Source organism: Rhodobacter sp. 24-YEA-8 (genome assembly GCF_900105075.1).
Taxonomy (GTDB): domain Bacteria; phylum Pseudomonadota; class Alphaproteobacteria; order Rhodobacterales; family Rhodobacteraceae; genus Pseudogemmobacter.
In genome coordinates this window covers 2,668,863-2,690,832 of the sequence record NZ_FNSK01000001.1, presented here as the reverse complement: position 1 = coordinate 2,690,832, position 21,970 = coordinate 2,668,863, and the positions used below count along the sequence as shown (strand labels likewise).

Annotated in this window: 20 protein-coding genes; all 20 read right to left on the bottom strand. The window is 62.3% G+C overall.

Features of this window, described 5'->3' with window-relative positions:
- Positions 1 to 70 precede the first annotated feature (70 nt).
- Positions 71 to 922 carry an ABC transporter permease gene (locus BLW25_RS13065; RefSeq protein ID WP_253188434.1) on the bottom strand — a complete coding sequence of 284 codons (852 nt, stop codon included), beginning with the start codon at positions 920 to 922 and terminating at the stop codon, positions 71 to 73.
- Positions 919 to 1,800, bottom strand: coding sequence for an ABC transporter permease (locus tag BLW25_RS13060; RefSeq protein ID WP_092899712.1), 882 nt, complete (start codon positions 1,798 to 1,800; stop codon positions 919 to 921). Before BLW25_RS13060 ends, BLW25_RS13065 begins: the two co-directional genes overlap by 4 nt.
- Positions 1,797 to 2,879: an ABC transporter ATP-binding protein gene (locus tag BLW25_RS13055; RefSeq protein ID WP_092899710.1), complete on the bottom strand. Its 1,083-nt coding sequence runs from the start codon at positions 2,877 to 2,879 to the stop codon at positions 1,797 to 1,799. The genes BLW25_RS13060 and BLW25_RS13055 overlap by 4 nt, the downstream gene beginning before the upstream one ends.
- A 79-nt stretch (positions 2,880 to 2,958) precedes the next feature.
- On the bottom strand, positions 2,959 to 4,077 hold the full coding sequence (locus BLW25_RS13050; RefSeq protein ID WP_092899708.1) for an extracellular solute-binding protein: 1,119 nt from the start codon (positions 4,075 to 4,077) through the stop codon (positions 2,959 to 2,961).
- A gap of 736 nt (positions 4,078 to 4,813) precedes the next feature.
- Positions 4,814 to 5,245: a monovalent cation/H(+) antiporter subunit G gene (gene mnhG / locus BLW25_RS13045; protein ID WP_092899706.1), complete on the bottom strand. Its 432-nt coding sequence runs from the start codon at positions 5,243 to 5,245 to the stop codon at positions 4,814 to 4,816.
- Positions 5,242 to 5,523 carry a K+/H+ antiporter subunit F gene (locus BLW25_RS13040; RefSeq protein ID WP_092899704.1) on the bottom strand — a complete coding sequence of 94 codons (282 nt, stop codon included), beginning with the start codon at positions 5,521 to 5,523 and terminating at the stop codon, positions 5,242 to 5,244. Before BLW25_RS13040 ends, mnhG begins: the two co-directional genes overlap by 4 nt.
- Positions 5,520 to 6,011, bottom strand: coding sequence for a Na+/H+ antiporter subunit E (locus BLW25_RS13035; RefSeq protein WP_092899702.1), 492 nt, complete (start codon positions 6,009 to 6,011; stop codon positions 5,520 to 5,522). Before BLW25_RS13035 ends, BLW25_RS13040 begins: the two co-directional genes overlap by 4 nt.
- A complete protein-coding gene (locus BLW25_RS13030) occupies positions 6,008 to 7,636 on the bottom strand; it encodes a monovalent cation/H+ antiporter subunit D (RefSeq protein ID WP_092899700.1) in 1,629 nt (542 codons plus the stop codon). The genes BLW25_RS13035 and BLW25_RS13030 overlap by 4 nt, the downstream gene beginning before the upstream one ends.
- Positions 7,633 to 7,992 carry a Na+/H+ antiporter subunit C gene (locus BLW25_RS13025; protein ID WP_092899698.1) on the bottom strand — a complete coding sequence of 120 codons (360 nt, stop codon included), beginning with the start codon at positions 7,990 to 7,992 and terminating at the stop codon, positions 7,633 to 7,635. The genes BLW25_RS13030 and BLW25_RS13025 overlap by 4 nt, the downstream gene beginning before the upstream one ends.
- Complete coding sequence (locus tag BLW25_RS13020; RefSeq protein WP_092899696.1) at positions 7,992 to 10,895, bottom strand: monovalent cation/H+ antiporter subunit A; 2,904 nt, start codon at positions 10,893 to 10,895, stop codon at positions 7,992 to 7,994. Before BLW25_RS13020 ends, BLW25_RS13025 begins: the two co-directional genes overlap by 1 nt.
- A gap of 1,898 nt (positions 10,896 to 12,793) precedes the next feature.
- On the bottom strand, positions 12,794 to 13,258 hold the full coding sequence (locus BLW25_RS13005) for a PTS sugar transporter subunit IIA (RefSeq protein WP_092899690.1): 465 nt from the start codon (positions 13,256 to 13,258) through the stop codon (positions 12,794 to 12,796).
- A 46-nt stretch (positions 13,259 to 13,304) separates the two neighbouring features.
- The gene (gene hpf / locus BLW25_RS13000) at positions 13,305 to 13,880 is read right to left on the bottom strand and encodes a ribosome hibernation-promoting factor, HPF/YfiA family (RefSeq protein WP_092899688.1); all 576 of its coding nucleotides are present in this window, start codon (positions 13,878 to 13,880) and stop codon (positions 13,305 to 13,307) included.
- A gap of 255 nt (positions 13,881 to 14,135) precedes the next feature.
- Entirely contained in the window at positions 14,136 to 14,912 is a 777-nt protein-coding gene (gene lptB / locus BLW25_RS12995) for an LPS export ABC transporter ATP-binding protein (RefSeq protein WP_092899686.1), read from the bottom strand.
- Positions 14,912 to 15,427: an LptA/OstA family protein gene (locus tag BLW25_RS12990; protein WP_092899684.1), complete on the bottom strand. Its 516-nt coding sequence runs from the start codon at positions 15,425 to 15,427 to the stop codon at positions 14,912 to 14,914. The genes lptB and BLW25_RS12990 overlap by 1 nt, the downstream gene beginning before the upstream one ends.
- A complete protein-coding gene (lptC, locus tag BLW25_RS12985; protein ID WP_092899682.1) occupies positions 15,424 to 16,056 on the bottom strand; it encodes an LPS export ABC transporter periplasmic protein LptC in 633 nt (210 codons plus the stop codon). The genes BLW25_RS12990 and lptC overlap by 4 nt, the downstream gene beginning before the upstream one ends.
- Positions 16,057 to 16,069: 13 nt before the next feature.
- The gene (locus BLW25_RS12980) at positions 16,070 to 17,053 is read right to left on the bottom strand and encodes a KpsF/GutQ family sugar-phosphate isomerase (protein ID WP_092899680.1); all 984 of its coding nucleotides are present in this window, start codon (positions 17,051 to 17,053) and stop codon (positions 16,070 to 16,072) included.
- Positions 17,034 to 17,648, bottom strand: coding sequence for a ribonuclease D (locus BLW25_RS12975; RefSeq protein WP_092902037.1), 615 nt, complete (start codon positions 17,646 to 17,648; stop codon positions 17,034 to 17,036). The genes BLW25_RS12980 and BLW25_RS12975 overlap by 20 nt, the downstream gene beginning before the upstream one ends.
- A 122-nt stretch (positions 17,649 to 17,770) precedes the next feature.
- Positions 17,771 to 19,186, bottom strand: coding sequence for a sulfotransferase family 2 domain-containing protein (locus BLW25_RS12970; protein WP_092899678.1), 1,416 nt, complete (start codon positions 19,184 to 19,186; stop codon positions 17,771 to 17,773).
- Between the two features lie 6 nt (positions 19,187 to 19,192).
- A complete protein-coding gene (locus tag BLW25_RS12965) occupies positions 19,193 to 20,872 on the bottom strand; it encodes a DUF5927 domain-containing protein (RefSeq protein ID WP_092902034.1) in 1,680 nt (559 codons plus the stop codon).
- Positions 20,873 to 20,931: 59 nt separating this feature from the next.
- Positions 20,932 to 21,942, bottom strand: a complete 1,011-nt coding sequence (locus BLW25_RS12960) for a glycosyltransferase family 2 protein (RefSeq protein WP_092899676.1) — start codon at positions 21,940 to 21,942, stop codon at positions 20,932 to 20,934.
- Between the last annotated feature and the right edge of the window lie 28 nt (positions 21,943 to 21,970).

Below are 21,970 nucleotides of genomic sequence, written 5' to 3'. Positions count from 1 at the left end.
ATCCTTCGCAAATGCGCTCTGTCAGAGCCACCAGAGCCGGACCTCTTCAGCAGCCTGAAAAAGACAGATGCTAGACCTCCTTGCGCGCACCCTCTTTCCGTCGGCGGTTCAGCTCCATCACCAAGGCTGTGACAATCGTCAGCGCGATCAGGATCAGGGCAAGGGCGTTGACGGCTGGCGTCAGCCCGGTGCGGACCTTGGTCGCGATATAGACGGTCAGCGGCGTGTCGGTGCCACGGACAAACAGCGTGGTATTGTAGTTCTCGAAGGATTGCAGAAAGGCGATGAATGCTGCCGCAATCAGTGCTGGCTTCAGGAACGGCAGCAGAACCCGGCGGAAGATCATCCATTTCGACGCGCCGAGGCCAAGCGCGGCCTCTTCCTGGGTGCGGTCGAACCGCTGCAGCCGCGCCACCACCATCAGCATGACATAGGCGGTGATGAATGTCGCCTGGGCCAGCACGATCAGGAAGGTGCCGCCGCCAATCCCGGCCTGGCGCCACAGGATCAGCGTGGCGATCCCGATGGCGACGCCGGGCGTCAGCAGGGGCGATACCATGATCGCGTAGAAAATCCCCCTTGCGCGCGCGTCGAGGCTCGTGAGGAACAAGGCGGCTGCTGTGCCGACCGGCAAAGCGAAAGCAACCACGGCAAGGCCGATCCCGAGGGAGAGCCAGAGCGCCTTCCACATGGCCCTGTCGTTCCACAGCTCCTGGAACCAGCCCAGCGTGGTGCCAAGCCAGGGCGTGACCGTCGGGAATTTCGAGGTGTTGAAGGTTGCCGCCGACATGATGATCAGCGGCAGGAAGAGATAGGCCAGAAACAGCGTCAGATAGGCAATGAACAGCAGTTTCGGCAAAGCGCGCGACAGCCGGTCAAGGGCCGTGACAGGGCGGGCGGGGGAGGAGCTTGCCATGGTCATTTCGCAACATCCGCCAGATTGACGCGGAAGATCTTCAGCGTGACCATCACCACCGCCATACACAGGACCAGCAGCACCAGCGCATAGGCCGCGCCGCGGTTCCAGTTTCCGCCTTCAAAGAACCAGTTATAGATGATCTCGGTGAACCAGCGCGAGCCGGGCGATCCGAGCAGCGCGGGTGCCACATAGGACCCGGCCGCCAGCATGAAGGTAAAGACGCAGCCGGTCGCGATCCCGGCTTTGGCATGCGGGATCACGATCCGCCAGTGGATCCGCCAGGTCGAGGCGCCGAGGTTTTTGGCGGCCTCAAGCTGTGCGGTCTCCAGCGTCGAGATCGAGTTGTAGATCGGGAAGAGCATGAAGAGGATATAGGCGTAAACCATTCCGGCCAGCACGCCGAAGTCGCCCTGCCAGCGCACCGGCGCGTCGATCAACCCGATCGACAGCAGGAAAGCGTTCAGCGGCCCGTTGAAGGAAAGAATGATGAACCAGGCCAGCGTCCGCAGCACCTCATTGATCCAGAAGGGAATGATCAGCGCGATCAGCATGGCGCGTGCGCCGCGGATGGTGGCGACCTTCGCCATCCAGAAGGCCAGCGGATAGGTGATCGCCAGCGTCGCAATCATGACGAGGCCCGAGCCCCAGACGGTTTTCAGAAAGATCGCGCGATGGACCTTGTCGCCAAACAGCGCGGTGTAATTGTCGACCGTATAAACATCCTTCGGCCCGCCGATGTCATTGGGGAACAGCATCGGTTTCAGCGAGAAATTCAGCATCATCAGATTGGGCGCCAGCACCATGCCGATGATCCAGAGCGCGACCAGGGCGATGAAAAACCCGCCCAGGCCCGGCCCGAACCGTTTGATCATCTCATTCATGCGGCGCCCGCCTTTTCCGAAAGGATCAGCGCCTCTTCGGGCCGGAAGCTCAGCCAGACCTGTTCGCCCGCTTGCGGTGCCTCGCCAAGCTGGCGGTTCGGGACGGTGGCCAGCAATTCCTGGCCATGTTCCGAGACGGCGCGCAGCATGGCGCTTGCCCCTTCATATTCCAGCGAAACGGCGCGCGCGCTCAGGCTGTTCGGCAGCGCGATGCGGCTCACTGCCATGGCTTCGGGGCGGATGAAGATGCTGGCCTTCTCGCCATCTTCCAGACCCGCGCCGGCACGGCCGGTGAAACGGCCCTCGGCGGTGGTAAGGGTGGCAAGGCCGCCCTCAAGCCCGCGTACCGTGCCGACGATACCATTGGTTTCGCCCACAAACCGCGCGGTGAAGGGGGTCGCGGGATTGGCGTAAAGCTCTTGCGGGGTTGCAATCTGTTGCAACACGCCCGCATTCATGACCGCCACACGGTCAGACATGGCCAGCGCTTCGGACTGGTCATGGGTGATGTAGATGAAGGTGACGCCGGTGCGTTTCTGCAAGGCGCGCAGTTCCGCCCGCATATGCTGGCGCAGTTTCAGATCCAGCGCGGAAAGCGGCTCGTCCAGCAGCAGGACCTGCGGCTCTACCGCCAGCGCGCGGGCGATGGCGACCCGCTGGCGCTGACCGCCGGAAAGCTCATGCACCATGCGCGTCCCATAACCCGGGAGCGCGATCAGTTCGAGCAGTTCTTCGGCGCGCTTGCGGCGCTGCGCTTTCGGAACGCCGCGCGCCTCGAGCCCGAAGGCGATGTTTTCCCAGACCGGCATCAATGGGAACAGGGCGAGCGACTGGAAAATCATCGCGGTCGGGCGCCGGTCCGCCGGAATGCCGGCCATATCCTTGTCGCCGATCAGCACGCGGCCCGCGGTTGGCTCGGTAAAGCCCGCGATCAGGCGCAACAGTGTCGTCTTGCCGCATCCCGAAGGGCCCAGGATCGAAAAGAATTCCCCCCCCGCAATATGGGCAGAGAAGTGGTGAACCGCCTTCACATCGCCAAAAGCCTGTTCAACGTCGATCAGTTCGACCGAATGCGACATGCGGGTTCTCTCACCAGTTGCTTAATGGAAAGGCTGCGGCGCGATGAAGCGCGCCGCAGCGGGTCTTGAGGTCGACAGATCAGGCCGAAAGGAACTTGTCCTGGTATTCGTTGCGCAGGGCAACAAACCAGTTTTCCTGCACCGGCCACCACCACAGCTTCTCCAGCGCATCGCCCGGATAGGCGCCGGTGAAGAAGGTGCGCGAGGCTTCCGACAGATGGGCCTCGGCGCCGACGGCGGTCGAGTTGATCGAGGTGTGATTGGCATAAAGCGCGCCGGCCTCGGGCGTCAGCATGAAGTTCAGGAAGGCATAGGCCTGATCGACATTCTGCGCGCCGGTCGGGATCGAGATCCCTTCCATCCAGGCAAGGGCACCTTCTTTCGGGGCGATGAAGCCAACCGGCAGGCCTTCCTTCGCAAGAGTTGCCGCCGAGCTGTCCCAGGTCTGGCCGATCTTGGCGCCATTGGTGCGGAACGCGCCCTGGGCCTCGTTCTCATTCGACCAGAACTGGATGATATTTCCCTTGCGGGCAATCGCTTCGGCCAGCACGACGTCGTAATTGGCCTTCATGATGGCTTCGTCTTTGAAGCTGTCGAGGAAGGGGTGCGGCAGTTTGCCTTCCGATTCCATCCACAGCGCCAGGCCGACAAGGCCGGAATGGCCGCGCACGGTGGCCTTGCCAGCCGATTCCGGCTTCCAGATATCGCCGTAGGATGCAGTGCCATATTCCAGCGGGTTATCGTTCTTGTCGAAGGCCAGGGCTTCGGTGCCCCAGTCGGTCGGAACCTGGTAGCGCTTGCCGTCAACCACGGCGCCCAGCACTTCCGAGGATTTCGCAGCCGAAGGAAGGCACTTGTCCCATTCGACTTTCGAATCGTCGATCTCTTTCAGGAGGCCGAATTCGACATAGTTCGGCACGCGGTCGACTGCCGGCCAGATGATGTCATAGCCGGTGCCATTCGAGGCGCGCATCTGGTTCAGAAGCTCGTCATTGGTGCCATAGGGCGTATAGGTCGCCTTGATGCCGGTGGCCTTTTCAAAGGCGGCCAGCAGGTCGTCGGAAATATAGCCGGCCCAGGCAAAGACATTGACCGAGCCCGACGAGCCCTGCGCCAATGCGCCACGCGACACGAGGGGGGCGGCGAGCGAGGCGACAGCGGCGCCCCGGACAAATGAACGGCGGTTGATGAGGGTCACTGTTATGATCTCCGCTTTACCTGCCCTGGCCGGGATTGGCCGGGGCCGGATTGAATGTCTGACGCCGCCTGCCTAGAGCCGGTATGTATCGGGGACATAACCACGATGTAACGGATGTGTAACAGGTTTTGTCTGGCTCACCTTAACCGGTGCTTGTTGGTCTGCCTAGCTGTCAGGCCCAGGTTCTTAGGATGGGTGCCTGTATCGGGGCAGGGGCGCAGTGGAGACTCGATTCGGCAGATTTCCGAGTGTTTCGCTTTTTGCCAAACACCCAAGTAAAATAGTCAACTATTTGAATCCATTCGCTTTTTTCTTGACGGATGCGATTTTCCGGTTTAGAACGATTCTCAACGACAGCAAGCCAGCCGTTAGCCAAAGCGCCAGGGTCAGCCAGCTCTCGACAAAATTCCCGCCAGCAAGATGACGGCAGCAAGCCCGGCAGCTCGAAGCCACCCAGGCCAGCCCCCATGATCATCCCGCCAGTCGGACAGACAGGACTCCTCGCCTCCCTGCACGCGAAGGACCGCCTCTGGTGGTCCGGCCAGCCAGGCAGCCAACCATCCCGCAAGCTTCGCAGCAGGCAGCCACTCGCCCCCGCGCCACGAAGCCAGAGCCAGACAGTCCTGGGATTCCTGACGATTCTGAAAGTCGCAGATCACAATGCAGAAGGGCAGCCGTTCGGGGGCTGCCCTTTGTCATTTCCGGCAGATGTGAGACGCCGCCTCAGATCTTACTCTCAGTCTTCACCCGGCGCATCCGCAGGATCGGCAAAGGCGGCTTCTCCCTCGGGCGGCGACACCGGCCCGATCGGCACATCCGAGCGCGCGACGGCCCCGGGGATGCCGGGAGTGCCCTCGATCCGGTCGCGGTGCAGGGCGGCACGGCCAAGGAACATCAGCGTGACCGGCGTGGTGATCATCAGGAAAATTCCGATCACCAGCTCGTGCAGAACTGCGCGGCCTTCGGTCCAGCTGACCAGAATCATCGAGGCGAGCAGGATCCCCGCCGCCCCCCAGGAGGTGCCGAGCGTCGGGGCATGCAGCCGGTCGTAAAAGCTGTGCAACCGCGCAAGGCCGATGGTGCCCAAAAGCGTCAGCGTAGAGCCAAGCACCAGGAAGAAAGCCACCGGCAGCGCGATCCAGGCTGGAAGCGTTTCGAGATAGGTCATTCGATCACCTCGCCCCGGATCAGGAATTTCGCAAGCGAGACAGTGGCGACAAAGCCCAGCACGCCGATCACCATCGCGGCCTCAAAGAAAAAGGGCGATCCGACCCGGATCCCGGTCACGACAAACAAAAGCATCGCGGTGACGTAAAACGTATCAAGCCCCAGCACCCGGTCCTGGGCGCGCGGCCCGTAAAGCAGCCGGTAGCCGCCAAGACAGGCGGCCAGTGCGAGGGCGATCTGGGCATAACCCAGGGCCAGGGACATGATGAGGGCGCTCATGCGGGAAAGGCCTCCAGCAGCAGGGACTCATAGCGGGTGCCGATCAGTTCCACCCAGTCATCGGTTTCGATCATATCGAAGACATGCAGCAAAAGCGTGCTGGTCTCTTCGTCATATTCCACCCAGGCGGTGCCCGGCGTGGCGGTGATGATCATCGCCAAAAGCGCCAGCGGCGCCGGGTCGCGCAGCTGCAGCGGGATTTCGATAAAGCCGGAATGGCGTTTGCCATGCCGGCCACCCGAAAGGATCAGCCGGGCCACCGCGTAATTCGACCGCATGATGTCGAGCCCGACGATGAAGAAGAGCCTCAGCAGGGCCATGGGTGCGCGCAATTTCACCCGATCCGGCTCGATGGCCGCAAAGGCGCGCGAGGCCAGTGCGGCCACGCCAAAGCCCAGAACCAGATTGCCCAGCGAGAAGCTGGTCAGCAAAAGCCACAAAAGCATCAGCGCCAGGGTCAGAAGGGGATGCGGGAAGAGCCTGGTCATTCCTGGTCCTCCGCGCCCACGGTCCGCCTGGTCGAAAACACCCCGTCGGAGTAGACCAGCGGGTCATGCAGTGCGCGCGAAGTGGCATCGGTATAGCGCAGCACGGAATCACCGCGCACCGTGATGGCGAGCATCATCGCGACCAGCAGGATCACCGGCGCGAATTCCATCGCCAGCACCTTGGGTGGTTTCGAATCCGAGGCCCAGAAGGTTTGAATCCCGATCCGCACGAGGCCAAGGATGGTGGCAAAGCCCGAGATCATCAGCACCGCGAGGAAAGTCCAGGTCAGATAGGCGGGCACGCCTCCGACCCCGAGCATCCCCGACAGGATCGCCACTTTGCCGATAAAGCCCGACAAAGGCGGCAGCCCCGCCAGCACCAGCAGGCAGACGCCAAAGCTCAGCCCGAGAATGGTCATGGTGCCGGGAATCGCCAGACCGACCTCCTCATCCTCATCCTCGTCTTTTTCCAGCCCGTAAGCGTCAGCGGTCAGGGCCAGCATGGCGGCGATACCGCCTTCTTCGCGGCTCATCGGTTCCAGCAGCAGGAACAGCGTCGCGGTCGCCAGCGTCGAAGACACCATATAGTAAAGCGCCCCCGACAGCATCGAACTGCCGCCCCCCGAAAGCGCGAGGCCGATCACTGCCAGCACGGTCCCCGAGGAGATCAGCACCAGATGTGCGGCCATGCGGCCAAGGCTCTGACTGCTCAGGACGCCCAGCATCCCGAAGACCATCGTGGCCATGCCACCCCAGATCAGCACTTCGGCGCCAAAACCGGCCGAGGCCCCTGCGCCGAGACCGAAAAACAGCATGGAAAGGCGCAGGATCACATAGACGCCCACCTTGGTCATCACAGAAAACATCGCTGCGACCGGCGCGGCCGAGGCCATATAGGTGATCGGCAGCCAGAAGGACAAAGGCCAGAGACCGGCCTTCACCAGAAACGCGACCCCCATGATCGCTGCCCCTGCATGGAACAGGGGCCGCTCGCTCGCGGGGATATTGACCACCATCTGCGACAGATGCGCCATCGAAAGCGTGCCGGTGACGCCATAGATCAGCGCAACACCGATCAGGAAGAACAAAGACCCCGCCAGGTTCATCGCGATGTAATGGATGCCGGCGCGCACCTTCACCTGGCCCGATCCATGCAGCAACAGCCCGTAGGATGCCGCCAGCAGAACCTCGAAAAACACGAAGAGGTTAAAGATGTCGCCGGTCAGAAACGCGCCGTTCAGTCCCATCAGAAGGAACTGGAACATCGAATTGAAATGCTGGCCCTGCTTGTGCCAGTTGGCGCCGGCATAGATCATCGTCGGGATCGCCAGCAGCGCGACCAGAAGCAGCATCAGAGCCGACAGCCGGTCCAGCACCAGGATGATGCCAAAGGGCACCGCCCAGTCGCCCAGCAGGTAAAAGCTGATCTCATTGCCGCCCGACAAAGGCGAGCCTTTGGAGCGGTTCAGCAGTTCGATCGCGACAAACAAAAGCGCGATGGTCGAGCCGATCGAGATCCCCAGCTTCGCCTTCCGCTGGCTCTCATCGTAAAGCAGCATCAGGGCACCCGCGATCAGCGGGATCAGGATCGGGGCAATGATCAGGTGTTCAGTCGCAAGCATCATTTGGTCTCACCGCTGCGGTCGGGTTCGCGGCCATCGACATGGTCGGTGCCGGTCAGCCCTTTCGAGGCGATCATCACCACCAGAAACAGCGCTGTGGTGGCAAAGCTGATGACGATGGCGGTCAGCACCAGCGCCTGGGGCAGCGGGTCGGCATATTCGGCGGCATTGATCCAGCCGCCTTTTGGCATGATCGCGGGCTTGCCGATGGTCAGGCGCCCCATCGAGAAGATGAAGATATTGACCGCGTAAGACAAAAGGCACAGGCCGATGATCACCTGAAAGGTGCGCGGGCGCAGCAAAAGCCAGATGCCCGATGCGGCGAACACCCCGATGGCGGCGGAAAGCACGATTTCCATCAGGCGGCTCCCTTCTGTTTCGCGGCTTTCTCTTCGGCCTTTTCCTCTTCCAGCTCGCGCAGACGCGCGGCGCGCAGGCTCTGGTGAGCAATCGCGATCAGCATCAGCACGGTCGCACCAACCACCGCAAGGAAGACGCCAAGGTCAAAGGCCATCGCGGTCGCCATCGGCACCTTGCCGATCAGCGGCACATCAAGATAGCGCGCATGGGCGGTCAGGAACGGATAGCCGAAAAGCCAGGCCCCGATACCGGTTGCGGTGGCGATCAGCAGGCCAAATCCCATCCAGCGGATCGGCAGGATGATGATCCGCGCCTCGATCCAGCGCACATTCGACGCGATATATTGCAGGAGAAGGCCAATCGCGACCGTAACACCGGCCGAGAAGCCCCCGCCGGGCAGGTCATGGCCGCGGAAGAACAGATAGGCCGCGATCACCAGGGTGACCGGGAACATCCAGCGCATGATCACCGAAGGGATCAGCATGAAATTCTCAAGCCGGTCGGCGGCATAGCCCTGTTGCTGCTCGGGCGCGCCAATGCTTTCGGATCCGGGGCGGAAGCGGCGCAGCAGCGCATAGACCGTCAGGCCCACAATCGCCAGAACCGTGATTTCGCCGTAAGTGTCAAAGGCGCGGAAATCGACGAGTATTACATTGACCGTATTGGTGCCGCCGCCTTCGTAATAGGCGTTCCTGAGGAACCAGTCGCCGATATTCGGGACCAGCGGTCGGGTCATCACAACCCAGGCCAGGGCGGCAAGCCCGCCGCCGCCAATGGCTGCGATGATGAGATCGCGCCCGCGCCGCGCCTTTGAGATCAGAAGGTCATCACCCGCGATCTCTTCGCGCCGTTTCGGCAGCCAGCGCAGCCCGAGGAGCAGAAGAACCGTCGTCACGATCTCGACCACCAGCTGGGTCACGGCCAGATCCGGCGCCGAGAACCAGGCGAAGGTGACACAGGTGATCAGCCCGGCGCCGCCCAGCAGCACCAGCGCCGCGAAGCGGTGGTATTTCGCCTGCCAGGCCGCACCGATGGCGCAGGCGCCACCGACCAGCCACATGATCGCGAAGGCCGGGTTCAGGTCATTGCCGATCCGTTTTTGCGCCGGGGCGAGGTTGCCCCAGACCGCCACCGCAGCAGCACAGATCCCCAGCACCACCAGCAACCTGAGCTGCGTCTGCAGCCGCTCGGTGCCGAAGAGCCGGTGCAGCGCGCGTGGCCAGACCCAGGTGAGCCTGAGCAGCAGCCATTCGTAAATCTTCTGTGCCCGGATCCGGTACAAGACCGGCGGACCCTCGGGTCCGGCATTGATCCGGCCCCGTGCCGTGACCCAAAGTGCCGCGCCTGCGGCGAGCGCGAAAATGCTGATCATCAGCGGCGTGTTGAACCCGTGCCAGATCGCAACATGCGCGTCATGCATATCCGGTCCCAGAACCGCGCGGCCCGCGACATTCAGGATCGGATCGGCGAGCCATGGCAGGAGGCCAACCACCACACAGACCGCGACCAGCAGCTCGACCGGGAAGCGCATCCAGTGTTTCGGCTCATGCACATGCTCATTGGGCAGATTCTTTGCCTCGGGGCCAAAGAACACCTCCATCACGAGACGCAGCGAATAGGCGACCGAGAAGATCGAGGCGAAGGCTGCGATCCAGGGCAAAGCATTGTCCAGCCAGCTTCCGCCATGCGAGGCCATGGTCTCGGTCAGGAACATCTCTTTCGAGAGAAACCCGTTCAGAAGCGGCACACCTGCCATTGCGGCCGAGGCGATCACCGCCAGCACGCAGGTCACCGGCAGCGCCTTTCGCAGGCCTGAAAGCTTGCGCAGATCGCGGGTCCCGGTCTCGTGGTCGATGATCCCTGCGGTCATGAACAAAGATGCCTTGAAGGCGGCATGATTGCAGATGTGGAAGATGGCGGCGATGATCGCGCCCTCGGTCCCCATGCCCGCAAGCGCGGTGATCAGGCCAAGATGCGAAATGGTGGAATAGGCCAGCAACCCTTTCAGGTCATGTCGGAACAGCGCGATCACGGCACCCAGCGTGAAGGTCAGCATCCCGATACCGCACACCAGCCAGAACCACAGATCGGTGCCGCCGAGCGAGGGCTGGAAGCGGATCAGCAGGAAGACCCCCATCTTCACCATGGTCGCGGAATGCAGATAGGCCGAAACCGGCGTCGGCGCGGCCATGGCACCGGGCAGCCAGAAATGGAACGGGAACTGCGCCGATTTGGTGAAAGCTCCGATCAGGAACAGCACCAGCACCACCGGATAGAGCGGATGCGCCGTGATGATCGCGCCCGAGCGCAGCACCAGATCAAGATCATAGCCGCCGACGATCTGGCCCAGAACCAGCATCGCAACCGTCAGCGCAACGCCGCCCCCTGCCGTCACGATCAGCGCCATGCGGGCACCGTCGCGGGCCGACTGGCTCTGATGCCAGTAGCCGATCAGGAGGAAGGACATGATCGAGGTCAGTTCCCAGAACACGACCAGCATCAGGATATTGCCGGAAAGGAGCATCCCGATCATCGCGCCGGTGAACGCCATCAGAAAGCTGTAAAACCTTGGCACCGGATCGGTTTTTGCCAGATAGAACCGCGCATAGATCACCACCAGAATGCCGATCGACAGCACGATGAAGGTGAACATCCAGGCGAAACCATCCATCCGGAAATTCAGGTTGATCGACAGGATCGGCAACCAGCGCACCAGGCTGCGCACCACCTCATCTTCCGAGACCTGCGGGTAAAGCGTGATCAGGATCACAAGGCCGCCGGCAAGCGAAAGGCCCGAGACCCAGGCGGCCGCGCCATGCGAATTCACCGGAAGCGTGGCTGCGGCAATCGCTGCCAGAAACGGCAGCAACACGAGAATGAGGATCAGGTTCTGCTCGATCATTCTGTGGCCGTCACTCCTGTTTTGTCGCGTGTCATATCCAAGGCCCCGCGCGCGCCTGAAACCACGCTCTGACACACCGCTATCCATGCCCCGGAGGGATCGGCTGCGGCGGTTCGCTTGTCATGACAGACAAGGCGCGAAAGGTTTCCGGGGAAAACCGGGGGGGAAGTTGTTTCCAAAATGGAAGATACTGGCCCTGGATTACAACCCCATAACAGACGAAACCGGCAGGAAAATGTCGGCTTTTCCATGGTTTCGCAGCGTCAGCGCGAGATTGTGATGATCAAAGAGCCTCTGCGGACCGGGGATTGTACCCAGTTGTGATCACAAAGGCCGCCTCCTTTGGGCGACACCCTCTCCGCGTGCCCGGGCGGCTCGGGGTCTGATCAGGATAAAAGGCCGGCATCACATTCGCGTCTTGGTTGCTATACGCGCCGCCGGCTGCGCCGTCCCGGGCGGAGCGCGCTTCCCGAAGGGCGGCGCCAGGGCAGGATCGCCCGTTTCCGCCCGCAATTCGGTGATGTGATGACGCGGGCGCGCCTCTGCCCGTCCATCTGACCCTGGACGAGGTGATCCTGACGAAAGAATCAGTCAGCAGCGGGAAATCCACCGCAACCGCCCTGGCCGCAGTGCCGCCGGGGCCCCGGTAATCTGTTGTGAAAGAACGGCACGCTGACCCGCAACGAGTTGGGGCTGTGGTGGCTCTGGGCGCCGATAGCACGCTGCTGACACTCGCGCTGAAGACCCGCATGGCGCCGGAGGCGGCGCGCGCCGTCCTGCCGCGACACGGCTGGCGCTGTGCGGTGGGGCGGAAACGTCCATGGCGGGATGCCGCTGCGCAGGCATCGCGGTAAAGATGATCACCAGAGGTCACGGCGCCACCGCCCGCGCTACCGTCCGCGTCATTGCGCGCCCGCTGAGGCTGGCTGGGGGATCATCTTCGTGGCGGGTCTCTGCGCGGCTTTTTCACTGGAGCTGTCATTCTGGGTCCAGGGCAAGGGGGATGACCTTGAGCGGTTTTCCGGATTTGCGCTGGCGATCTGCGAAGGATTTCGGGCTCGGGCTCGGGCCGGGACGCGCCGCGACCAGGGCCTCTCCCTGGGACAGAGCAGAGAAGACCGGTAGTTTCTGACAGGTGTTCCCCCCGCGCACTGGCCAGGGTGATGCAGTCTTCCGCTTCTTTGATCGGCCTGTCGATCCGGTGCTTCAACCCGGTATTTACATCTTGGAATATCGCAGGTGCCGGGCTTCTGACGTGCACGGATTTGGGTCAGAAGCCGTTTGCGCGCTCCTGGTCGTCAAAGCGCTGAGAAAGCGTATCTTTTACGCAGGAGGACTGTGGCCTGCTTCGGGCCGGACGGCGAAGAAGCGGACAGTAACTCCGGCATCGACTTGGTCGATTCTGACGCCAGCGCCGCGGTTTTGCGCAAAAGCCCTCACCTGAACCGGGTACAGCTGGCGGGCGACAACAGCTTCTGTCTCAGGAACCATCCTGAGCTGCCACCTCAGCATGATCTGCCGGGGCATTTGGAGTTTTGCAGAGATATCCTTACGGGAGGCAATGAACGCGAGGCCAATCGCGGCTGACAGCTGTGCCGATACCGCTGCCATGTGACAGATTGTGCAGCCTCACTTCCTTCTGGTGCGCGGTCTTGAGTGCGCGCAATCGCCAGTCCGGGAGGATGAAGAGGAGTAGTGCAAACAGGCTAAGAAGCTTGGTCAGGCCACAAGGAGCAGACGTCGCGGACCCCGTCGCCCCTTTCCCCGAAGAAGGAAGCCTCAGCTCAGCAGGTGCCTGAGACAGAAGGTCATGAGGAAGACGGCCTGCTTCCTCATGAAGAAAATACTCTGGGGGCCGGGGGGAACCCCCCGGCTGCCGCCCGTTCGGTTGCGCGAAATTACGCTTCCTGAGTGCTGCGGGCCTCTACGAGGATCGCATGCAGCTTTGCGGGATCGGTATTGGAGCGCAGTTTCGAGACCACGCCCTGGTCGCGCATGGTGCGGCTGACCAGGGCCAGTGCTTTCAGGTGGTCGACGCCGGAATCCTTTGGCGCCAGCAGACAGAAGATCAGATCGACCGGCTGGCGGTCGACTGAATCATAATCCAGCGGCTTTTCCAGCCGGATGAAAATACCGGCGATACGGTCGAGTTCTTCGATCCGGGCATGGGGCAGGGCGATGCCATGCCCCACGCCGGTCGGACCCAGCGTCTCACGTTCCTGCAACCCGTCTACTGCGGGATCGGCCGGGATGCCCCAGGCCGATTGCGCGATATCCCCCAACTCCTGGAAGAGGCGTTTCTTCGAAGTGAACTGGCCGACCACGCGGACGGCAGAGGGGACGAGAAGACTGGAAAGTTCCATGAGAAAGCAGAAATCCTGTGGTCAGGCAGGGAAGGGCACCGGCCCTTCACCCGCTGTTGCGAGGGTCAATCCAGCCGATGTTGCCGTCGTCTCGACGATACACCACGTTCACGCCCCCATGGCCTTCATTGCGAAACACGAGCATTTTCTGCCCAGCCAGCTCCATTTGCATCACGGCCTCGCCGACGGTGATCGAAGGAATCTTCGTCTCCATCTCTGCAACTACGACCGGAGCAAGGGTTTCTGGCTCGGCATCCTCGTGTTCCTCGGATGGGGCGAGGATATAGGACGAGGCGGCGCCGAATTCAACTGGCCCCTTGCGATCGACATGGTGACTGCGCAACCGGCGCTTGTAGCGGCGCACCTGCTTGTCCAGACGTTCGCGGCAGCTCTCGAAAGCGGCATAGATTTCCGTTGCATTGCCTTTGGCCGAGACATTCAGACCGGTGGCCAGGTGGATCGTCGTCTCGCAGACGGATTCATGCGCCGCGCGCGAGAAGACCACCAGGCAATCGGTGGCACGCTGCGCGTATTTCTCGATCAACTCGCCAATTTCGGCTTTGACATGAGTGGTCAGGGCCTCACCGATGTCGATTTGTTTGCCGCTGATCTGGTAGCGCATGATAACTCCTCTGCTTTCAGGGCCGGGTCTGTGAACATGCTGTCACGAACCCGGGTCTTCAAAGACATTTCGTCTGTCGGGTCGTCTTTCTGATCTGGGGGCTGGCGGGGAAGACCGCAAGGCGGCGGGGCCATTTACGGCCGCCCTGACCTTGGTTGCGGTGGGCAATGCTTGCGCTCATATGACCATTTGGTGACAGCGCGCGCGGCCTGTCAACAGAATCGTCTGACCTCTGCACGAGATCGCGCAAATGGCTCAGGCCATACGAAAATTTTCGCCCAGATAGACGCGGCGGACGGTCTCGTCGCGGATGATTTCATCCGTGGTTCCCGACATCAGCACTTTGCCGTCATGCAGGATATAGGCGCGGTCGACGATGCCCAGCGTTTCACGCACGTTATGGTCGGTGATCAGCACGCCGATGCCGCGCGATTTCAGGTCCTGGACCAGATGCCGGATTTCATTCACCGCAATCGGATCGACCCCGGCGAAGGGTTCATCAAGCAGGAGATATTTCGGATCGGCGGCAAGGCAGCGCGCGATCTCGACACGCCGGCGCTCGCCGCCCGACAATGCCAGTGCCGGAGCCTGGCGCAGATGGGTGATCGAGAATTCCGACAGCAGCTCTTCGAGCCGCTCGCGCCGTTTGTGGCGGTCGGCATGGGCGATTTCCAGGACGGCGAGGATATTGTCCTCGACCGAAAGGCCGCGAAAGATTGAGACCTCCTGCGGCAGATAGCCGATGCCAAGCCGCGCGCGGCGATACATCGGCAAAGGCGTCACATCACGCCCGTCAATCAGCACCTGGCCGCCCTCGGGCGTCACAAGGCCGGCGATGGAATAGAAACACGTGGTCTTGCCCGAGCCATTGGGGCCCAGAAGCGCCACCACTTCGCCCCGCCGCAGATCCATGGTCACATCACGGATAACCGGGCGTTTCTTGTAGCTTTTCCTGAGGTTGCGGATCTGCAGCCCGGCGGATTCGGTCGCGGTCCGGGCGGCCGGCGGCTGCACATTATCGGCAAGAACCATCAGTTGGCTCCGGGCAGGAAGGTGGTCGAAACGCCGCCCTCCATCAGGCCGGTGCCGGATTTCATCCGTATCGTCAGTTTTTGCCCGGAAAGGGCGCTGGCGCCCTGGGTCAGCAGCACATCACCGGTCATGACGACAAGGCCGCTGTCGATCTCATAGACCGCTTCGCGTGATTCGGCGGCATCCTGCGCGCTGGCAATAGTCACACCGCCGGTGGCGCGCAGGCGCCTGATCGCCCGGCTGTCGGCGGCATATTCGACCCGCACCTCGGCCGCAGTCAGGCGCATTTCGCCCTGGCCCACAAGCACATTGCCGGAAAACACCGCCGACCCATCGGCATTGTTCACCGAAAGCGTATCGGCCTTGATCTCGACCGGCAGGCTGGTGTCCTGGGTCATCGGGCCGAAGGAGATCGTCGCTCCCTGCGCCAAAACGGGCTGCACAAAGACGGGCGATACGGCCAGCGCCAGAATGAGCGTCAGCGGCGAAAGCAAAAGGCGGGCAATCGGTGTCATGGCGTATCCGTTTCGCGTCCTGGTGCGCCTGGCTCATATACCAGCTTTACCGAGCCTGAGAAAACCAGAAGATAGGGGGAGGCAGCCCCGGTGTCACTTTGCTGTGTCAGGGTGAAGTTGTCGGCGTCAATGGTGACCTGCGGGCCGCTCGCGGTGACCGCGCTGTCGCTTGCGGCGCCGGACCGGTCAAGCGCGGTTGTCAGCCGCTCGGTAACGATATGAAAGCCCGAGGATGTGTCGATCGTGACCCCGCCCGAAAGCCGCAGCTGATCGGTGCCGGTGTCGAGTTCGGCGTCTTTGGCACGGATATCGGTGCTGCCGCCGCCCGGCATATCAAGGCGCACCACCACATCGCTGGCCCCGGCGGTGCGGGTGCCATTGGCGGGTCGCGCCGCGCTGGCGGTCATGGTGATGGCGCTGCCATCCGAGGTGGTGCCGGCATAGGTCGGCGCAGTCATCCGGGGGTCGCGCACGAGATCTTCGACATCAACTTCGGCATAGCGGATCGCGGCGGTCGGATCGATGCGGTCGGCCAGCAGGAACAGCGTCGACAAGAGCGCCAGCGCCGAAAGCGGCAGCGCCACTTTCAGCCAGCCGACCAGCCGGGAATGTCGGTCGAGCCTTGGCATCCGTCCTCCGGTTTCAGGCCACGCCTGCGCGCAGGCAATCATGGATATGCAGGGTCCCTTCTGCCAGCCCGGTCGGGTCGGTCACCATCAGACAGGTGATTTTGCGCTCATTCATCAGGCCAAGCGCCTCGACCGCCAGGGTTTCGGGCGCGATGGTCAGCGGGCGGGCGGTCATCACCTCACCGGCGCTGAGGCTCAAAAGCCCGTCCATATGCCGCCGAAGGTCGCCATCGGTGATGATGCCCTGCAGATGCCGGTCGGCACCGGCCACGCCGACCACGCCAAAGCCGGCGCGGGTCATGGAAATCAGCGCGTCAGACATCGGCGTGTCGGGCGCGATCAGCGGCGGGTCGCGATGCATCAGATCACGCACCCTGAGCAGGCGCGCCCCCAGCTTGCCGCCCGGGTGAAAGGTGCGGAAATGTTCGGGGGTGAACCGGCGGTGTTCCATCAGCGCAATCGCCAGCGCATCGCCAAGTGCCAGCGTCATCGTGGTCGAGGTGGTCGGAACGATGCCGGTCTCACAGGCCTCAGGCACAGTGGGCAACAGGATCGCCACATCGGCCTCGCGCAGCAGCGTCGAACCCTCGCGGCCCGCAATGCCGATCAGCGGAATGCCAAAACGGCGCGCATGGGCCAGCATATCGGCAAGCTCCGGCGTCTCGCCGGAATTCGACAGCATCAGAAGAACGTCGCCTTCTGCAATCATGCCAAGATCGCCATGGCTGGCCTCGGCCGGATGCACGAATTGTGCCGGCGTGCCGGTCGAGGCAAAGGTCGCCGCCAGCTTCTTGCCGATATGGCCCGATTTCCCCATGCCCGAGACGACAACGCGCCCGCGCGCTTTCAGGATCAGCGCGACCGCATCAGTAAAGCTCTGGCCAAGCGACGTGGCCAGAGTGTCAAGCGCTCCGGCCTCGCGCCGGATCACCCGCTGGCCGGTGGCCAGCAGGGCGGCCGGATCAATGATGCCCGGATCAATGATGGAAGATGTCATTCAGATCATCCCAGCCCAGCAGATCCATTTCAGCCCGCACCGGCAGGAAGGCAAAGAGCTTTTCCGCCAGCGCCAGACGGTCCTCGCGGATCAGCTTCTCTTCCAGCGCTGCTTTCAACCGGTGCAGGTAAAGCACATCCGACGCCGCATATTCCTTTTGCGCCTCGGTCAGCTGCTCCGAGCCCCAGTCCGAGGTCTGCTGTTGTTTCGACACATCGACACCAACCAGATCGGCAAGCAGGTATTTCAGCCCGTGCCGGTCGGTATAGGTGCGGATCAGCTTGGAGGCGATCTTGGTGCACCAGACCGGCGCGGTGGTGACGCCAAAAGCGCGCTTCATGGCGGCAATGTCGAACCGGCCAAAATGAAAGAGCTTGAGCACCGCCGGATCGGTCAGCAACCGTTCCAGATTGGGGGCCGAAGTCTGGCCGCGCGCGATCTGCACCAGATGCGCGTCCCCCTTGCCATCCGAAAGCTGCACCACGCACAGCCGGTCGCGGCGCGGATCAAGCCCCATGGTTTCGGTGTCGATAGCGACGACCGCGCCAAGGTCGAGCCCGTCGGGCAGGTCGTTCTGATGCAGATGAATAGCCAATTGGGTCACTTTCACACGGATGCCAGATGGAACTAATCCTCCACCCGGTCCCGGTCAACTGCGGCAATCCTTTTGCGCCGGCATCTCAGGCACATCATCCGGCGGTGTCAGATGCTGAAGCCTCAGACCTTCCAGCGGCCGAAGCCAAATGCGGAATAATCCCTTGGCCAGGCGTCTTGCGCGGCGGTTTCCAGCTCTTCGCACCAGATGTTTTCGAGTGCACCTGTGGGTTCGGGGGCGATGGCAACGGGGGGCGATCTGAACCCTAGTTCCGCCCCGAGATGCGCGAGGCCGGCAGAGAGCCGCTCTTCGCGGATCACCAGATCGGGGCTGCGAATAGCGGCAAAGCCCTGCAAAATAGCGGTCTGGCTCGCCCAGTGCGGATCGACGCGCTGGCTGGTCTGGCCGCTCAGCGAGAGTTTCGCATAACGCAGAAACGCCAGGAAGGCCGCGCGGTGGCTGTCAGTATCGGCGAAATCCTGGCCCCTGGGCGGCAGTTCGGCATGATGGGCACGGACCAGCGCATTGCGGTGTTCTTTCAGACGGCCCGAGACGATAAGGTCGGTAAAAGCGGTATGGGCGCGCAGCAGCGGATGGCGCAGCACCGTAAAGCTGAGATTTCCGGGATGCGCCAATTCCCAGTCGCGCAGTGATTTGCGGGTGAATTCACCTGTCACATCGCCAAGTGCCGCAAGCCAGGCCGTCACTTCGGCAACCGGCCCGCCCTTGACCGGCATGTAAAGCAGGCGGCCCTGGTCAGACGCGATGTAAGACGGGACGGCTGCGCTGCGGCGGGGTTCGAAATTCGGCGTCCGCGCGAGGTTGAAACGGTCCAGCCGCGACAGTGCCTCTTCCATCACCTGCGGATTGGTCACCTTGTCGGACAGCGCGCCGGGATTTTGTTTGACCAGCGATGCGTCAACCGCCTCAAGCCGGGCGCTGACGCCCAGCCAGGCCGCCAGACCGTTCAGGACATCAAGATCCTGGATATCCTCATAATCGATATAAAACGCCGTCTGACCCGAAACCTGCAGCATATGCATCAGCCGGATCTGGAAATCCTGCACATTTTCCAGATGGGCCTCAAACCCGGCTGGATCAAATTCGGCACGGGCGGTTTTCAGGTTCTTCACATTGGTCAGCCGCCATTGCTCGGTCGCGCGGGCAATCTGCCAGGAAATGTAGCTTTCCAGCGGGTTGCGGGTCAGGATGATCTTGGCGCAGGCCGGATCTTCCATCACGGCGGGCAGGATGCGCTGGTCGTGATCGTGGAAATAGCGAAAGCCCGAAAGCCCCGGGGTCTGGTCACGCATGGCATGCAACAGGCCCAGCGGATCTTTCTCGCGCGCCTCCATATCATAGCCAAAGCCCTCTTGCCGCTTTGAGCCGCCGATGAAGCGCGGGTTGAACATCTCGCCGAGGCAGGTGACGCCGTCGAGCGCGTTCAGATTGGCCTCGAGGAAATTCGAGCCGGTCCGCATTTCGGCCAGCATGACGAATGAGGTAAAGCGCGGCACCGCCGCTGCTGTGTCAGACATGGACGGTCACTTCACCAGATAGGGGCGCGGACGGCGGTTGCCGGGGCCGGGGATCTCGCCGCCGGCGGGGAAGTCGCCCATCAGTTCGGGCTTCATCCCCTGGTTGCGCAGGTTTTGCAGGAACCGGCCAAAGCCGGTCAGATCCCTGAGGCGTGGCACCTCGGTCAGGCGCCGGAGCGAACGCGGGCTGATTTCATCAACGATCATCTGCAGCGGCTCCATCGGGTTCTCGACGAATTCCGCGAGGTTCCAGACCCGGACGCGCGCCTTCACATCGGGCGCGCGCAACAGGGTCAGCAGTTCGGCCTCGATGCGCTGAAGCCGCGCCGCTTCGGCCCTGATCTCGCTGAAATTCAGATTGGAGTGGAACAGGGGAACCGAGAACGCGCCGGAGACGACCGAAATCTGCGCATGGGGATCGCCGGCGATAAAAGGGATGATCTTCTGGCTGTCACGCGGGCTGAACTGGAAACATTGGCGTTCGCCCCTGGTGTTCCAGATCAGGCTGGTCAGAAAACTGCGCGGGTTGTAGTCGCGCAGCCGCGCGGAATTGCTCAGCGAACCGTTATAGATCACCTCGCCGCCAGCGAACTCGACGCCTTCAGGGGCGAAGAGATGGCCATGGACCCTGGTGCCCGAGACCCGGGAAAGCCAGGTGTCGAAATCCTCGAACAGTTCGGAAAAGCCCTCAAACACCGAATAGGCGGCGGCGGTGCGGCCGTTTGACTGTTCGCGATTGGGAAAGCGCGACTGCATGTAAAGCCCGGCGCGGCCCATGGTGCGGCGCTCGACCGCTTTGGCGAAAAGCCGGTCGATCTTGCCGGGATTGGGTTCGGCCCGGGGCTGGCTGGCGGCGTCGGGATGCAGGAATGTGTTATAGAGCCGGTTTGCCTGTGGCCAGATCTTGCGCGCGATAAAGCAATCCGAGCGGCGCAGGAGCTGCAGGTGATCATCATAGAAAACATGCGGTTTGCCCTGGAAATCGAATTTCGACAGGGTCAGCGAGCGGCTTTCGACGCTGGTGGAGAACAGCCGCACCAGCGACTGGAAATAGCTTTCATCCGGGATCCAGACGCGGCGGAAATAGGTGTCATAGCTGGCGCGGTCGGGGCTTTCCAGGATTGCCGAAAGCGTCTGGCGGGTCAGGCACCACCATTGGCTGCCCAGATGCGGCACAAGGTTCAGCGGCATTCTGCGCCGTACTTTCAGCCGGCGCTGCAGCTCGACATAGGTGTCAAAAAGCCAGCGATTCTTGCGCCAGGAGAACGGAAAGCGCAGCGTGAACCGTTCGGCATTCAGGCCGCCGACCGTCCAGCCGACATCCGCGGTGGTGACGCTTTCGATAAAATCGGTGCGCGGGCGGGCGTCGAGATAGTCGCGCAGTTCTTCGATCGGGCGCAGCGGCAGGCAGGATCCCGACACGAGGCAGACATGGCGCACCTCGGGGAAATCCTTCAGCATCAGCTCGCTGGCCTCCTGCGTGGCGGCCACAATCCCCCAGGTGCCCCATTCGCAGATATGGCGCGGCGAAAAGCGGATGTTCTCCAGATCTTTAAGCGCATCGCGCAGGAAGTCGAATTTGGTATCCGGGGTCGAGCGGTCGACATGGATCACCACCGGGCAGCCGCGTTCCGCCCAGTAGCGCGCCACCTGGGCCGCGCGGTGCAGCGCGGTATGGCAGAGCATAACAAAGCCCAGACTGTTCTGCCCCGTGCTGCTTTTCCCCGTGCTGCTTTTCCCGGTGCTCATGCCCAGTTCCCCTTGGACATGAGGCCCAGAATCTCCAGCTGGCGCCAGTTGATGTATTTCTCGCTCCATTTGCACCAGAAATCGGGCTGATCCTTCAGCCCCTCCAGATAGGCCTTGTATTCACGACTGTCGGCATAATGTTCGCCGCGCGCCATCTCTTCCTGCGCCTTGGCTGCAAATGTATCCAGGAACTTGGCGTGAAGAAGGCAGCCGGAGGCCTTTTCCCCTCCCCATTCGTCAAAAGCGAGGTTCAGCCCGCGCGGCAGCAGCATATGGGTCGAGCTGATATAGGCATAGCTTTTGTGCCAGCGCACCAGCGGCACCTTGTTCAGCGCGGGTGCAGCGCGCGGATTGCCGGCAAAGAAGGTGCGCGCCCGCGGGCCGCCCTGGATCCAGAGATTGCCATAGCCCCAGTTGCGGCTGATCGTATAATTGCCGGAATCGAACCATTCCGCGATCTCGAACGGGTTCTGGCCCTCGCGGTAGGGCTGATCCTGGACCGGGCCTTTGGGATACATATCCAGCAGCATCGCCGAAAAGGCGCGGATACCGCTGGTGTCGAGCCAGTCGGTCAGCGCGCGCAGAGGCCGCGTCTCGCAAAACGGGTAGATCAGGAATTCATCGACATCGACGGTCAGACACCAGTGGCCATGACCGTAGCGCCGCAGCAGCGCGGTGATCCAGTCCATGCCGAAACGGCTGTTCTTATAGCTTGCCTTCGTGGTCCAGAGCGAGACATCCGGCTGGCTCGCGAGATAGTCGCGGCTGCCATCGTCGCTGTCATTATCCACGAAAAAGAAATGGCTGACGCCGAGATCGCGGTAGTAGCTCAGAAACCAGGGCAGACGGACCCGCTCGTTTCTCAGCGTGCAGAAAAGCAGGACGGCACCGCCGCGGACCGCATCCGTGCGCAGCGCGATCGGGCGCAGCTCGCGGCCTCGCAACATCGCGCGGCCGATCAGCCGCTTGCGGCGCAGGCGCAGACGGTAGGATCCGGTCAGGCTCATGCGGGCCTCCGGTCGCAGCGGGCAGGGC

What these genes read in the sequence shown, in the direction of transcription:
- BLW25_RS13065 (WP_253188434.1), bottom strand. Translation starts at nt 922, where the DNA reads ATGACCATGGCAAGCTCCTCCCCCGCCCGCCCTGTCACGGCCCTTGAC.
- BLW25_RS13060 (WP_092899712.1), bottom strand. Translation starts at nt 1,800, where the DNA reads ATGAATGAGATGATCAAACGGTTCGGGCCGGGCCTGGGCGGGTTTTTC.
- BLW25_RS13055 (WP_092899710.1), bottom strand. Translation starts at nt 2,879, where the DNA reads ATGTCGCATTCGGTCGAACTGATCGACGTTGAACAGGCTTTTGGCGAT.
- mnhG (WP_092899706.1), bottom strand. Translation starts at nt 5,245, where the DNA reads ATGACCTATCTCGAAACGCTTCCAGCCTGGATCGCGCTGCCGGTGGCT.
- BLW25_RS13040 (WP_092899704.1), bottom strand. Translation starts at nt 5,523, where the DNA reads ATGAGCGCCCTCATCATGTCCCTGGCCCTGGGTTATGCCCAGATCGCC.
- BLW25_RS13035 (WP_092899702.1), bottom strand. Translation starts at nt 6,011, where the DNA reads ATGACCAGGCTCTTCCCGCATCCCCTTCTGACCCTGGCGCTGATGCTT.
- BLW25_RS13030 (WP_092899700.1), bottom strand. Translation starts at nt 7,636, where the DNA reads ATGATGCTTGCGACTGAACACCTGATCATTGCCCCGATCCTGATCCCG.
- BLW25_RS13025 (WP_092899698.1), bottom strand. Translation starts at nt 7,992, where the DNA reads ATGGAAATCGTGCTTTCCGCCGCCATCGGGGTGTTCGCCGCATCGGGC.
- BLW25_RS13020 (WP_092899696.1), bottom strand. Translation starts at nt 10,895, where the DNA reads ATGATCGAGCAGAACCTGATCCTCATTCTCGTGTTGCTGCCGTTTCTG.
- BLW25_RS13005 (WP_092899690.1), bottom strand. Translation starts at nt 13,258, where the DNA reads ATGGAACTTTCCAGTCTTCTCGTCCCCTCTGCCGTCCGCGTGGTCGGC.
- hpf (WP_092899688.1), bottom strand. Translation starts at nt 13,880, where the DNA reads ATGCGCTACCAGATCAGCGGCAAACAAATCGACATCGGTGAGGCCCTG.
- lptB (WP_092899686.1), bottom strand. Translation starts at nt 14,912, where the DNA reads ATGGTTCTTGCCGATAATGTGCAGCCGCCGGCCGCCCGGACCGCGACC.
- BLW25_RS12990 (WP_092899684.1), bottom strand. Translation starts at nt 15,427, where the DNA reads ATGACACCGATTGCCCGCCTTTTGCTTTCGCCGCTGACGCTCATTCTG.
- lptC (WP_092899682.1), bottom strand. Translation starts at nt 16,056, where the DNA reads ATGCCAAGGCTCGACCGACATTCCCGGCTGGTCGGCTGGCTGAAAGTG.
- BLW25_RS12980 (WP_092899680.1), bottom strand. Translation starts at nt 17,053, where the DNA reads ATGACATCTTCCATCATTGATCCGGGCATCATTGATCCGGCCGCCCTG.
- BLW25_RS12970 (WP_092899678.1), bottom strand. Translation starts at nt 19,186, where the DNA reads ATGTCTGACACAGCAGCGGCGGTGCCGCGCTTTACCTCATTCGTCATG.
- BLW25_RS12965 (WP_092902034.1), bottom strand. Translation starts at nt 20,872, where the DNA reads ATGCTCTGCCATACCGCGCTGCACCGCGCGGCCCAGGTGGCGCGCTAC.
- BLW25_RS12960 (WP_092899676.1), bottom strand. Translation starts at nt 21,942, where the DNA reads ATGAGCCTGACCGGATCCTACCGTCTGCGCCTGCGCCGCAAGCGGCTG.